Raw genomic sequence first — 12,777 nt, 5'->3', positions numbered from 1 at the left:
GTCATGGTAAAAAATGGAAACAGTTATTTCATTTGATGGTGACTATTTCTTCAAAATAACTACTTCCATTAGTTCATATATTCATTTACATTAAAACGGTAATTGATCTAATACTTTTTGAGCTGAGACTACAGTGCCTACAACACCTGATTTCAAATCGATTGCTACTGCTTTATCATCATCTCTTAAAATATCTAACCATTCTGCGAAGACTTCACCTTCTATTTCAATGATATCGCATTCTTCAAAGTCTTCATTTCTTACTTTTTCTGCTCTATTTCTAATACTCCACACCGGCATAATATGTGGTTTTTGATGTTCTTCATCACTAATCATGATAAATTGTTTTTCATTTTTATTTGTTAAACCGAACACAGCGTCTTCTTTCGCCACATCTATTATAAATTCTTTGAGACGAATTTCATCTAAATCTGACATTAATTCATTTGTAAAATCAATAATATTAACTAAATCACCATCTGTCTGAGATGACGCATTCATCAACACTTCTTCACCTTGTTCAAACATATCATCCATTTCATAAGTTACAAAACGATCAATATCGATTTTTTTAAGCTTATCATAATCGGTGTCATGTTTATTTAAGAAAGTTTCAGCTGTTTCTTTTTGTGTCCAAACACAAATGACGTCCTTTCCTAAAATTTCATGTCTAATTAATTGTTTTGACTTTGTTGCTATATAAAAATATTCATTTACTAGAATATCTTGAAAAAATGAACTTGCTTTATAAGACATAATTACACCTTCAATTCATTAAAATATTTAACTATATTTAAAATATAAATGAGTATATTACTATAGTCAATTAACGTCATACAATAAATATTAAAATTTTAATATATCTATACAATAAACTTAAGTTATCAAATCTTAATTAAATGAAATTTTCACTATATTTCTGATTATATTTTTAATTCTTCTAAAAATTGCTGTTCTAACTTTTCTATATGTTCTTGTGATTGTCCATGCCAAATACATGCAAATCTCGAAGGCACGTTTTCATTTTTATACCAATCGCCATCATAATATGATAGTGGAAATAAGCAACCCATGTTTACATATTTTATAATTGTCTGAAAGAAATGCTCATTATCGTTAGGTGCAATATAACTATAAAACTTTTGATATCCAGATTGCATTAATGGATCTAATAAAAGCATACTTGTCGATCCATTTTGTCTAAAATTCAAATCAATCGCAAATATATCACCATGTTTATCTAATAGTAAATCAAAACCTGCGATTCCAAAATAACCTTTGGCCACGCCTATTTCCATAATTTCTTTGCCAGCTTGTATGACTGATTCAGGTACATCTTGTACATTTTGATTGCCACTATAATGACCATATTTGTCTGTAATTTGCTCTGATGTTCCAATATAGTGAATTTCCCCGTCCTTTTTACATGCAAATTGCACACAATAATTAGCAATTTCTTGAATTTTTTGTTCAATAATAATTGTGTCAGTTTCTGCTCTTGCTTGTTCAATACGGGATTTTGCTTTAATTAAATCAGCTTCGTCATAACAAATCATCACACCGTAACCACCTGCAGTTGGTAAATCATCACCTGGCTTCAAGACAAAAGGGAATTCCCAATCTGCAATCGCATCTTCGAAATCTTCTATTTTTACCACTTCACGTGCAGGTAAATATTTTTGATTAGTCCATTCTGGAATACGTGCTTTATTATTTAAAGCAACAAAGATATCTTTATCCATAGCGTAATATTCTTTTTCTAAAATAGACTCACTATGAATATATTGAAAATAAATACGTTTATTATCTTGTTTGGCGAGTTTCCTTATTATTTGTTCGTAAGAAGCTTGGTTGTCAAAAGTATAAATATTTGTGGGCATTGGCTTGCCAATCATTTCCAATAATATTTCTAATTTCTTTGTAGCGCTTGCTTTATGAACAATAACAGGCATTTGATCAGCAATAATCAATTCTCTACCAGTCAAGAAATTAGATTGATGTTCTTCCGGTTCTAACCATGGATTTGATATATAAGATGGTCTAGAACTATATACGACATCATCATTGTATAAATCACTAAGTGTTAATTTAGGGCTTTGAGTACTTAGTTTTTTCATTTTTTGTTCCCCTTTATATAGTGGTGCTGTTCAATTATTTCATTTAATTCTGCTTGATTTTCTATTAATTCCAATCCCATTAATGCAAGGACTTTAGCACCTCTTATTAAAGCTTGATCTCCATGAGCACTCCCTGCTGCTTCACGAAAACGATGCGTGTGCCCCACTAAATTCCTAGAACCTATTTTAATATGGGGATGAATCGTTGGCACAACGTGACTTACATTACCCGTATCTGTCGAACCAAAACCAAAATCATCATCTATGACCGCTTCTCCCATTTTCGTCGCATATTTTGCAAATAAATCATCTAATTTAGGCGTCTTAATAAATTCATTGACACCATTTTGTATAGGGCCAAATTCAAAGTCGCAACCTGTTTGAATTGCAGCACCTTTTGCAATTTGCCCTACTCTATCAGTTAATATATCTAATTCTTTACGTGATGTTGCACGTGTATAAAAACGCGCATGAGTATAGTCTGGAATAATATTAGCAGCTTTTCCGCCATCTAATATAACACCATGAACCTTTTGACTTTTTTTGATATGTTGTCTTAACTGAGCTACACCATTAAAATACGCAATCATTGCATCTAAAGCATTTCTTGCTTCTTCAGCATTTTCAGAAGCATGCGTACTTTTACCATAGAATTTAATATCTAAAACATCTACCGCTAATGTATTAATAGTTTTATAAGTTTCATTACCTGGATGAACCATTAAAGCAACATCCATTTCATCTACAATACCTTCTTTAACGTAAGCAGCTTTTGCGCTACCATTGACACCGCCCTCTTCGGCTGGACAACCAAGTATTACTACTTTTCCGCCTGTTTGTTCAATCACTTGCTTCAAAGCTATACCAGCAAATGTACTTGCCGTACCTATAATATTATGACCACAGGCATGTCCTAGACCTGGTAAAGCATCATATTCTGCTAAAAATCCAATGGTTGGACCATCGATGTCTGAATCATAACGCGCAATGAAACCCGTAGCATAACCAGCAATGTTGGTTTCAACTTCAAAATCATGCTTTTCCAAATCTTCAATTAACGTTCTTGAAGCAAATATTTCTTCATTGCCTAATTCAGGTCTTTGATGGATGAGGTGGCTCATCTCTATGTATGATAATTTTTCATTTTCTATATAATCTAATATGTTTTGTTCATGTGTCATTTTCAATACAACTCCCTTGTACTACAACATTTTACACGTATTATTATTAAACTTATAAAAATGCATGTTCAATACTAAACGTGCAAAATACATTTTGATTATTACTTATTCTATCCGTTTTGATTAATTCTGTCATTATTTTTCTGAAATTTTAAAAAATGATAATTCCTTCTGTTTTCTAAAATTTATAGAAATTGTAAATACCACTACGTCTTGTTACAATTATGATAATTATTATTTTAGGAGGACATCGTATGCCAAAAATGAACGTTGAAAGTTTTAATTTAGATCATACCAAAGTAGTAGCACCATTTGTTCGACTTGCAGGTAAAATGGAAGGTGCTAATGGGGATGTTATCCATAAATATGACATTCGTTTCAAACAGCCCAATAAAGAACATATGGAAATGCCTGGTTTACATTCATTAGAACACTTAATGGCTGAAAATATTAGAAATCATTCAGATAAAGTGGTTGATATCAGTCCAATGGGTTGTCAAACTGGATTTTATGTATCTTTTATAAATCACAGTGATTATGACGATGTGTTAAATATCATTGAAAAAACACTTCAAGATGTATTATCTGCTACAGAAGTTCCTGCGTGTAATGAGGTACAATGTGGTTGGGCTGCTAGCCATTCATTAGAAGGTGCAAAAGAAATTGCACAGACATTTTTAGATAAAAGAGATCAATGGCATGATATTTATGGTGAGGATAAATAATATCTAATTACCATTATAAAGTAAGATATCAAAAATCGAATTTATTAAAAAAGGTTAAGATAAAAGGCTGAGACAATTAATTTGTCTCAGCCTTTTTAATGTTTCCAACTTTAAACATACATGCTCGTCAGAAATCTATTGTGGTAAGGAATGAAGATGCGATCTCCCACTTATATTATTCCACCGATGATTCATACGTTTCTACATCGCTATAATTATTGTAATTTGTAAAAAATGATATTTTCGTATAATTTTAGCACTTTCAAGTTTTTATCGTAACCATGATATATAAAACAGCGTAAACGCCAATTTCTAATTTAGCTCAATAGAAATTGACGTTTACGCTTTTACTGTAACATTTCAAACACTTATCTCTTTATAATTTATAAACCAGTCACACAACGATTGATTGTTTAATTTATAATTTGTTCACAACTTTTATCAAGACAAATTGTAGTGGGATTCTACTATATAACAAACTTTCTGGTAGTTGTTTGTCGCCTAGTGGCAATTTTTTCCTAGCCATATAAATATTTGCTGGTAATACAGCTAATAAAAATATATTAATCATTTTCTTTAGGCATAGGCTTGGTCTATTCACTATTAAAAGTATTCCAAAAATCATTTCAACAAATCCAGAAATGATAACAGCCGATTTTCTAAATGGTAAATAATCAGGCACAATTTTTCTAAAGCGCGACTCATGTTTAAAATGTAAGACACCGATGGTCATGAAGCCGCAACCTAATATTAGGCTTAATAGTCGTTTCACTTATCGACACCCATTTCTTTCAAATAGCTTCGACCAAATTCTGGCAATTTAACGCCAAAATTATCCGCTATAGTAGCACCTATAGAACTAAAGGTATCATCCATAGATAACTCATGATAATCATTTATTTTAGGACTAAACATAAGGACTGGGATGTATTCTCTTGTATGATCAGTTCCTGGTGCTGTAGGATCATTGCCGTGATCTGCAGTAATAATGACTAAGTCATCATCCTTTAGATGTTTGATAAGTTCTGGTAAACGCTCGTCAAAATCTTTTAACGCCTCAGCATAACCGTCTTTATCACGTCGATGTCCATACAGTGCATCAAAATCCACTAAATTCAAGAAACTTAAACCTTTAAAGTCACGTTGTACAGTTTCTATTAGTTTATCCATACCATCCATATTATTTTTAGTTCGAATTGCTTCAGTGACACCTTCACCATCATAAATATCATTGATTTTTCCTAAAGCAATCACATCAAATTGATTATCTTTCAACTCATTCATCACTGTTCGTCCAAATGGTTTTAACGCATAATCATGTCGATTAGAAGTTCTTGTAAAAGCACCTGGTTCACCGACATATGGTCGCGCAATAATTCGACCAATTAAATATTTTGGATCTTTTGTTAATTCTCTTACTTTTTCACAAATATCATACAATTCTTCAAGTGGAATAATATCTTCATGTGCCGCAATTTGAAGCACTGGATCTGCTGATGTATAGACGATCAGGTCCCCAGTTTTCATCTGATGTTCGCCCCACTCATCAATAATTTGTGTGCCGGAAGCAGGTCTATTTGCAACTACTTTACGACCTGTCATTGTTTCAATTTCACTAATCAGTTCTTGTGGAAAGCCATCAGGATAAACTTTAAAAGGTTGCATAATATTTAATCCCATAATTTCCCAATGACCGGTCATTGTATCCTTGCCTACAGAAGCTTCACTCATCTTAGTATAAAACGCGTCAGGTTTAGACACTTTTTCAATATTAGGTAAAGCGGCAATATTACCTAGACCTAAGCTTTGTAAATTAGGTAATGATTTATCAAAATCTTCTAGCGTATGCTTCAAAGTGTGACTGCCTTCATCATTAAAGGCTTTTGCGTCAGGTCCTTCGCCTATACCCACTGAATCCATGACAATTAAATGCACCCTCTTAAATGGTATCGTCATCATTCCATCTCCTATTCAGTAATTATTTTATGAATCAACGTAGGAACTTCACCTTGTGAACTAATCGCAATACTTTGATTTAATTTTTCCTTAACATCATCAATTTGCTCACGGTTACTATGAATCGTTAATAAAGCTTCGCCTTCATCAACTGAATCTCCTACTTTTTTGTGCAAGACAATACCTACACTTAAATCAATATCGTCTTCTTTAGTTTGTCTTCCTGCACCTAACATCATAGATGCAACACCGATTTCATTGGCTATAATTTCAGTTACAGTACCTGTTTTTTGCGAAAGCAAATCAATTTGATAGCGTGCTTGTGGTAGTTTATTGACATCATCAACGACAGAACCATCACCATCTTGATTTTCTAAAAATGTACGGAAACTTTCTAGCGCTGAACCATCTTGAATTGCTTTTTCTAATAATGTTTGAGCCTCATCTAAATCTTTAGCTTTACCGCCAACAACTACCATTTGCGAACCTAAAGTCATAACTAGCTCAGTTAAATCTTTTGGACCTTGACCTTTCAATGTTTCGATCGCCTCTTTAACTTCTAAGGCATTACCTATTGCATTACCTAATGGTTGACTCATGTCTGAAATAATCGCCATCGTGTTTCGGCCAACATTATTACCAATACTGACCATCGCATGTGCGAGTGCTTCAGCATCTTCGATCGTTTTCATAAAGGCACCGTTACCAGTTTTTACATCCAATACAATAGCATCAGCGCCAGCAGCAATTTTTTTACTCATAATAGAAGATGCAATCAGTGGTATTGAATTAACTGTTCCAGTCACATCACGTAAGCCATAAAGCTTTTTGTCTGCCGGTGTTAAATTCCCAGTTTGTCCAATTACAGCTACTTTTGCTTCATTTACAAGTTCAACAAATTTATCTTCACTAATTTCGACGTGAAAACCTTCAACTGATTCTAATTTATCAATAGTGCCGCCAGTATGACCTAATCCTCTACCACTCATCTTAGCCACAGGAACACCAACAGAAGCTACTAATGGAGCTAATACTAGTGTAGTTGTATCACCAACACCACCTGTAGAATGTTTATCAACTTTAATCCCATTAATCGCTGATAAATCAATCACGTCACCTGAATTAACCATTGCCATTGTAAGTGCTGCTCTTTCTTGATCATTCATATCCTGGAAAAAAATTGCCATCGCTAAACTCGACGCTTGATAATCTGGTATTTCACCACTGGTATAAGCATTAATAAAGAATTCTATTTCTTCATTTGTTAAAGCTTGACCATCACGTTTCTTTTCAATAATATCTACCATTCTCATTTGAGTTGGCCTCCCCTGTTAGACATTTATGTCTTTATATGTCTCATCTTAAACTTAAAGATAGTAATTAATAATCTGAATTACTTTCTAATCCTTGGATGATTTGTACACCTGCACTAGCGCCAATTCGAGTCGCACCAGCTTCTAGCATTTTGTTGAAATCTTCTAAGTTTCTGACACCACCTGAAGCCTTAACTTCTAAAGCATCTCCGACTGTATCTTTCATTAACTTAACATCCTCAGGCGTAGCTCCACCACCGGCAAATCCAGTTGATGTTTTCACAAAGTCTGCGCCTGCTGCTTTACTTAACTCACAAGCTTTTACTTTTTCATCATCAGTTAAAAGGCAAGTTTCAATAATTACTTTCACTGTCTTACCGTTTGCTGCTGCTACAACACCTTCAATATCTTTTTGAACTTCGTCATAACGTTCATCTTTTAAGGCACCAATATTGATAACCATATCTACTTCTGATGCGCCATTTTTAATAGCATCTTCAACTTCAAACACTTTCACTTCAGTATTTGTAGCACCTAATGGGAAACCAATTACTGTACATACTAACACGTCAGTGTCTTGTAATTTATCTGCTGCGTATTTTACATGCGTTGGGTTAATACATACTGATTTAAAATGGTACTCAATTGCCTCATCAAGAATTTTATCGACTTGGTCTCTTGTAGACTCCGGTTTTAGTAAAGTGTGATCTATATATTTTGCATAATTCATTCTAATTCCTCCTAAAATATTATCTGTATGAAATTATTCTCATTCTTGAAAGTCATTACTATTCTAAAAAATTAATAACATCACAACAAGTGCTTTACCTCTATATTACAAAAATTCGCAAAAATAATAAACAAATGTTATCTTTATTTTGATAAAAGAATTTAAAGGAGAAGAAGTCTATGACAAAATCTACACCACATATTCAACCTAATGGAGTTAAAATTGCTAAAACTGTTTTAATGCCTGGCGATCCCTTAAGAGCAAAATATATTGCTGATAATTATTTGGAAGATGTAAAACAATTTAATGAAGTTAGAAACATGTTTGGTTATACAGGTACTTACAAAGGAAAAGAAGTTTCTGTAATGGGTTCTGGTATGGGTATTCCAAGTATTGGTATTTATTCATATGAACTATATAATTTTTTCAATGTCGACACAATCATACGAATTGGTTCATGTGGCGCTTTGCAAGAAAATGTTAACTTATATGACATCATAATTGCTCAAGGTGCTTCTACGAACTCTAGTTATGTAGAGCAATATAATATTCCTGGACATTATGCACCTTTAGCTGATTTTGACTTAATGTTAAAAGCGAAACAAAAAGCAGACGAAATTGGTGCTACTACACATGTTGGTAATATTCTTTCTTCAGATACATTTTATAATGCTGATCCAACATTTAACGAAAAATGGCAACGTATGGGCATCTTAGGTATTGAAATGGAATCAGCTGCTTTATACTTAAATGCAACTTATGCTAATAAAAAAGCATTAGGTGTCTTCACAGTAAGTGATCATATTTTACGTGACGAAGCAACAACTGCAGAAGAACGTCAAAACTCATTTACTCAAATGATGGAAATTGCGTTAGAAATTGCTGAATAATATTTGAACATGTTTAGCTTACTCACAAAATAAAACAGCTTGGGATTATAATTTTTAATCCCAAGCTGTTTTTGCACAATTTTACTAAAATTACTGAACACAAAATTTTATAATGCTCATGTATGAAGTATCTAGCTTTTATGTTCTTATAGCTTTATCACAAAAAAGACAGAAATCAAATGATTTTATCATTTGATTTCTGTCTTTTATTCATGAAAGCTGTTTGTCTATCTATATTTTTATTTTCCTAAATAAGATTTTAACATCCAATTATGTTTGTCAATATTTGTTTGCATACCGATAAACATATCTTCTGTTACATCATCTTCAGCTTTAGAAGCTACTTCAATCGCTTCTCCTAATTGTTTAGAAATATTATCAAAATCTACTGATAATGCTTCAACCATTTGTTCAGCTGTATAGCCTTTGCCAGCTTCATCTATAATTGATAACTCTAAACTTTCTTTCAATGTTCCTACTGGATTACCGCCTACTGCTAAAATACGTTCTGCTAAATCATCTATATATTGACTTGCTTCATCATATAATTCTTCAAATTTTGTGTGTAGTGAGAAGAAATTTGGCCCTTTTACATACCAATGAAAATTGTGTAATTTGGTGAATGCAACTGTCCAGTTTGCTACTTGCTGATTTAATACTTTTACAACTTCTTCATTATTTTTTGACATATCAAAAATCTCTCCTTTGAATTGTTGTCCTAATTAAGCGACAATCGATTTTCTATTACAATAATTATTATATTATAATAATTATAATCTGTAAAGTTATTTCCTCTTCTAAATTATAATTATTATAATTTAGAATGTAGCTTAATTATCTACTTACATTATACCCTGAATCATACGCTTTAATCTAGTTCTTTTCTGTATGGCATTGCACCTTGAGCGCCTAATTCTGTAACTGAAAAACTAGCAGCTAAATTGGCAAAATTAACCGCTTCTTCTAATGACCTATTTTCAATTAGTGCAACTGCTAATGCCCCATTAAATGTATCTCCAGCGCCTGTAGTATCAACTACTTGTTTTTTATACCCTTTTACAAGTTGTTGAGAATCACTGTAAAACAATGCCCCCGAAGCGCCTTTAGTTACAATTAATTTTTCAGGATACATCATTAAAGCTTTATCAACCTTATTTTCAAATAATAATTCACTTTCTGATTCATTTGGTGTCAACCAATTAACTTGTTCAATTATTTCTTTGTCTAATGCACGAAATGGTGCAGGATTTAACATTACTCTCATTTCATGTTTTTGTGCAAAGTCCACTACTTCTTTTATGGTCTCTGCCGGTATTTCATGTTGCATTACAATAATATCGCCAGCTTCAAAAAATTCAAGTTTTGGAATTACTTTATCTGGCGTTACATAATTATTTGCTGCCGGCACTACAATAATACGATTATCATCATCAAATAACGTTATATGGGCAGTCCCAGACGCTTCATTTTCAATAACATCCATATACGCTGTATTTACATTGTTGTTGTTAAGATTTGAAAGTATTTGCTGGCCATTATCATCATCGCCTACAGCTCCAATCATATAAACATGATTGCTTAAACGCGCAGCCGCAACAGCTTGGTTAGCACCTTTACCTCCAGGATTTGTAAAAAATGATTCTCCCATTACAGTTTCTCCTACTTTAGGTAAAATATCTGTTTTCACCACTAAATCGATTGATGCGCTACCAATCACAATTATGTTCCCCATATTCTTTTCCTCCATCTATTCAATCAGTCAATAAAAAATGATCGTTCATAGTCATTAGGTTTGTGCCAATGTGTTTTCCACATTCTATTTCTATTATCTGCAAAAAGTTGATAACCAAAATCTCTCAGAAATTTAGGCGTTAAATATAATAATAAACCAATCCATTTATAATTTGTTAAGGATGAAATAAGTGATGCTATTGCATCCGACTTATATTTAAATTGATCTCCTTCTTGCAAAATAACACTATCGTGTTGCTGTGTTTCAGGATAATTGGCAAACATATTTTGAGCTGTAGCACCTTGAAGTTTTGCAAATTGGTAACGACTAGACAACCCATTTTGTATAAGCCAAATTGCGTAATTATAACAGTATACACAATTACCATCGTAATAAATTATTGGCATACGTTCATCTCCTTTTTATGATTAGTTATCATAAAATATAAATTATTTATTCACAGTTATATTATATCCTAAAATGATAAAAATAAATCATGATATGATTTATCTTATTATGTATCGCTAAATATTACACTTATATACAAAAAAGGATGAGGCAGAAATCTAATTTTATTAAAAAGATTTCGTCGTCCACTCCAGCAAGGATGACTAGCATTGAAAATGTATAAAATGATGTCCTGAGCTGAAGTTCAGTCATCTTCTGAGAATATAAAAGCGTCTGGGGCACATCAATGATGCCCCAGACGCTTATTGGTACTTTTACTGTAATTTTAATCTTGGTTAACCTTAACAATTCTTGTGTACTTTAAAAATTGTTCAGTATATTTTTGCTTTATATCATTTATGCTATCGTACGTGATACCAACGATATGCCAATTCGGATTAAAATGATAAAATGAGTCTTTTTTTCTGGACCACTTCACCATGCTGCCGTCCCTATTATATCTTGGCAGTGTCATTTCATAACCTTCTAAAACGTTAATATATGTTTGAAAAATGTCTGGGTCTATACGATTAAAATTATCTATGACTAGATAACTTTTATCATTTCTTGGCATAAGATTAGTAATGAAGCCCTCTCTATAATACAAAGCACCAGCCTCATTTGGTAAATACTTACCATAAAGCATGTCTTCTGTAAAATCTGGATGACCTGCTGTAATTACTGGATTAGCATTCGTCTTTTGTAACAAGTTTTCTGCAGCTTTTAAACCTTCACCTTTATCAACTACTAACAGAATAAATGGTTTTATATCCTCATCATCTGTTTTATCGATAACACCTTGACTTTTAACCGCTTCAAATTGAGATTTCATGCCATCATTTTCGCTCATTTCAAGAATTGCATCAAACTGTGTGCGTGACATGCTCGCAATAGCTTGTTTTGCATTTTCTTGTAAATAATATAAATTTTTCAATTTGGGGTGTTTATTTAAAGTACTCAATGTTACAGGTTCGATTTCTTTTTCAAAATAAACTTCTATCGCAGTACTGTTTGTGCGACCAGGGATTGGAGATTTTTCATGTAAATGTTGACTTACTTCACCTACACCAATCACTGATTGTTCTCTATGTTTATTATAAAAAACGAGTTGATCACCAATTTCAAGCTGTTTATAAAAATGGTATCCATTTCGTTTAATGCCATTATATGTGTGTGTAAACAAGGTATTATAAGAATTGGGTTCGAATTCTTGTTCCTCTGATATAAAGAAATATCTAGGTATTTTCGTTTCGCCTTTACCTAAACTCACGATTAAGTCAAATTCATCTTTTGTAATTTGATTAAACAATGTTTCTTTCATATTAGTAATTCGAAATTCTAATTGTTCACTTCTTTTTAAGTAATCAGCAGTTAATGGTTTCAATTGTTCTAATAACTGAAAATGCACGCGAATTTTATTTTGTGCACCTGTTTGTACACTAGTGATTTCACCAAATCCTAGTAAACCAGTATCCATCTGTACTTGATAAAATACAACTTTATCTCCTACTTTAGCTTGTTTAAAAGATCGGAAACCTTGTGACGGATTAAATTGTGCACCTGATTCAAATAATGTTGTTTGACCCACTAATGGTTCGTTATGATTCCAGCGATTATATCCGCAATTCAACCAAAAATAACTTGTTTCCTCTACCATTTAGATACTCCTTATCTCATATAAAAAAT

The 12,777-nt window shown here is 32.6% G+C and carries 13 protein-coding genes; 2 read left to right on the top strand and 11 right to left on the bottom strand.

The features are described 5' to 3' along the window. Positions 1 to 90: 90 nt before the first annotated feature. From KA873_RS09515 to KA873_RS09505, 3 genes are all read right to left on the bottom strand, one after another. The gene (locus KA873_RS09515) at positions 91 to 756 is read right to left on the bottom strand and encodes a DUF2750 domain-containing protein (protein WP_107505396.1); all 666 of its coding nucleotides are present in this window, start codon (positions 754 to 756) and stop codon (positions 91 to 93) included. A 167-nt stretch (positions 757 to 923) separates the two neighbouring features. Further along, positions 924 to 2,117, bottom strand: coding sequence for an L-aspartate--L-methionine ligase LdmS (gene ldmS / locus KA873_RS09510; RefSeq protein WP_107521361.1), 1,194 nt, complete (start codon positions 2,115 to 2,117; stop codon positions 924 to 926). Then, positions 2,114 to 3,298, bottom strand: coding sequence for a M20 family metallopeptidase (locus KA873_RS09505; RefSeq protein WP_107384764.1), 1,185 nt, complete (start codon positions 3,296 to 3,298; stop codon positions 2,114 to 2,116). The genes ldmS and KA873_RS09505 overlap by 4 nt, the downstream gene beginning before the upstream one ends. Before the next feature lie 254 nt (positions 3,299 to 3,552). On the opposite strand from KA873_RS09505, the gene KA873_RS09500 reads away from it, so the two are divergent. Further along, positions 3,553 to 4,023 (top strand): S-ribosylhomocysteine lyase, encoded by a 471-nt coding sequence (locus KA873_RS09500; RefSeq protein WP_107384765.1) that lies wholly within the window; start codon positions 3,553 to 3,555, stop codon positions 4,021 to 4,023. 418 nt (positions 4,024 to 4,441) lie between these two features. Here the strand turns inward: KA873_RS09500 and KA873_RS09495 are convergent, their stop codons facing one another. The 4 genes from KA873_RS09495 to deoC all read right to left on the bottom strand — a co-directional run bounded on the left by KA873_RS09495 (position 4,442) and on the right by deoC (position 8,022). Continuing rightward, the gene (locus KA873_RS09495; protein WP_154409672.1) at positions 4,442 to 4,756 is read right to left on the bottom strand and encodes a DoxX family protein; all 315 of its coding nucleotides are present in this window, start codon (positions 4,754 to 4,756) and stop codon (positions 4,442 to 4,444) included. Positions 4,757 to 4,791: 35 nt separating this feature from the next. After that, positions 4,792 to 5,979, bottom strand: coding sequence for a phosphopentomutase (deoB, locus tag KA873_RS09490; protein ID WP_107505284.1), 1,188 nt, complete (start codon positions 5,977 to 5,979; stop codon positions 4,792 to 4,794). An 11-nt stretch (positions 5,980 to 5,990) separates the two neighbouring features. Beyond that, a complete protein-coding gene (locus KA873_RS09485) occupies positions 5,991 to 7,292 on the bottom strand; it encodes a pyrimidine-nucleoside phosphorylase (RefSeq protein WP_107384768.1) in 1,302 nt (433 codons plus the stop codon). A gap of 67 nt (positions 7,293 to 7,359) precedes the next feature. Further along, complete coding sequence (deoC, locus tag KA873_RS09480) at positions 7,360 to 8,022, bottom strand: deoxyribose-phosphate aldolase (protein WP_019468268.1); 663 nt, start codon at positions 8,020 to 8,022, stop codon at positions 7,360 to 7,362. Between the two features lie 179 nt (positions 8,023 to 8,201). On the opposite strand from deoC, the gene deoD reads away from it, so the two are divergent. Then, complete coding sequence (gene deoD, locus KA873_RS09475; protein ID WP_019468267.1) at positions 8,202 to 8,912, top strand: purine-nucleoside phosphorylase; 711 nt, start codon at positions 8,202 to 8,204, stop codon at positions 8,910 to 8,912. Between the two features lie 239 nt (positions 8,913 to 9,151). Here deoD and KA873_RS09470 read toward each other — a convergent pair whose 3' ends face one another. The 4 genes from KA873_RS09470 to KA873_RS09455 all read right to left on the bottom strand — a co-directional run bounded on the left by KA873_RS09470 (position 9,152) and on the right by KA873_RS09455 (position 12,748). After that, complete coding sequence (locus tag KA873_RS09470) at positions 9,152 to 9,601, bottom strand: Dps family protein (protein WP_107384769.1); 450 nt, start codon at positions 9,599 to 9,601, stop codon at positions 9,152 to 9,154. Between the two features lie 179 nt (positions 9,602 to 9,780). Continuing rightward, on the bottom strand, positions 9,781 to 10,644 hold the full coding sequence (gene rbsK, locus KA873_RS09465) for a ribokinase (RefSeq protein ID WP_107505375.1): 864 nt from the start codon (positions 10,642 to 10,644) through the stop codon (positions 9,781 to 9,783). Between the two features lie 23 nt (positions 10,645 to 10,667). Then, positions 10,668 to 11,051, bottom strand: a complete 384-nt coding sequence (locus tag KA873_RS09460) for a thiol-disulfide oxidoreductase DCC family protein (RefSeq protein ID WP_107384771.1) — start codon at positions 11,049 to 11,051, stop codon at positions 10,668 to 10,670. 326 nt (positions 11,052 to 11,377) lie between these two features. After that, positions 11,378 to 12,748, bottom strand: a complete 1,371-nt coding sequence (locus KA873_RS09455; RefSeq protein ID WP_210140274.1) for an EVE domain-containing protein — start codon at positions 12,746 to 12,748, stop codon at positions 11,378 to 11,380. Between the last annotated feature and the right edge of the window lie 29 nt (positions 12,749 to 12,777).

The sequence above is a fragment of the Staphylococcus sp. GDY8P45P genome (genome assembly GCF_017892745.1).
GTDB lineage: Bacteria > Bacillota > Bacilli > Staphylococcales > Staphylococcaceae > Staphylococcus > Staphylococcus cohnii.
The sequence above is the reverse complement of the archived record's forward strand: the minus strand, read 5'-3'. Positions and strand labels throughout refer to the sequence as shown.

Coding starts and splice junctions, on each gene's coding strand:
- KA873_RS09515 (WP_107505396.1), bottom strand. CDS start 756: ATGTCTTATAAAGCAAGTTCATTTTTTCAAGATATTCTAGTAAATGAA.
- ldmS (WP_107521361.1), bottom strand. CDS start 2,117: ATGAAAAAACTAAGTACTCAAAGCCCTAAATTAACACTTAGTGATTTA.
- KA873_RS09505 (WP_107384764.1), bottom strand. CDS start 3,298: ATGACACATGAACAAAACATATTAGATTATATAGAAAATGAAAAATTA.
- KA873_RS09500 (WP_107384765.1), top strand. CDS start 3,553: ATGCCAAAAATGAACGTTGAAAGTTTTAATTTAGATCATACCAAAGTA.
- KA873_RS09495 (WP_154409672.1), bottom strand. CDS start 4,756: ATGACCATCGGTGTCTTACATTTTAAACATGAGTCGCGCTTTAGAAAA.
- deoB (WP_107505284.1), bottom strand. CDS start 5,979: ATGACGATACCATTTAAGAGGGTGCATTTAATTGTCATGGATTCAGTG.
- KA873_RS09485 (WP_107384768.1), bottom strand. CDS start 7,292: ATGAGAATGGTAGATATTATTGAAAAGAAACGTGATGGTCAAGCTTTA.
- deoC (WP_019468268.1), bottom strand. CDS start 8,022: ATGAATTATGCAAAATATATAGATCACACTTTACTAAAACCGGAGTCT.
- deoD (WP_019468267.1), top strand. CDS start 8,202: ATGACAAAATCTACACCACATATTCAACCTAATGGAGTTAAAATTGCT.
- KA873_RS09470 (WP_107384769.1), bottom strand. CDS start 9,601: ATGTCAAAAAATAATGAAGAAGTTGTAAAAGTATTAAATCAGCAAGTA.
- rbsK (WP_107505375.1), bottom strand. CDS start 10,644: ATGGGGAACATAATTGTGATTGGTAGCGCATCAATCGATTTAGTGGTG.
- KA873_RS09460 (WP_107384771.1), bottom strand. CDS start 11,051: ATGCCAATAATTTATTACGATGGTAATTGTGTATACTGTTATAATTAC.
- KA873_RS09455 (WP_210140274.1), bottom strand. CDS start 12,748: ATGGTAGAGGAAACAAGTTATTTTTGGTTGAATTGCGGATATAATCGC.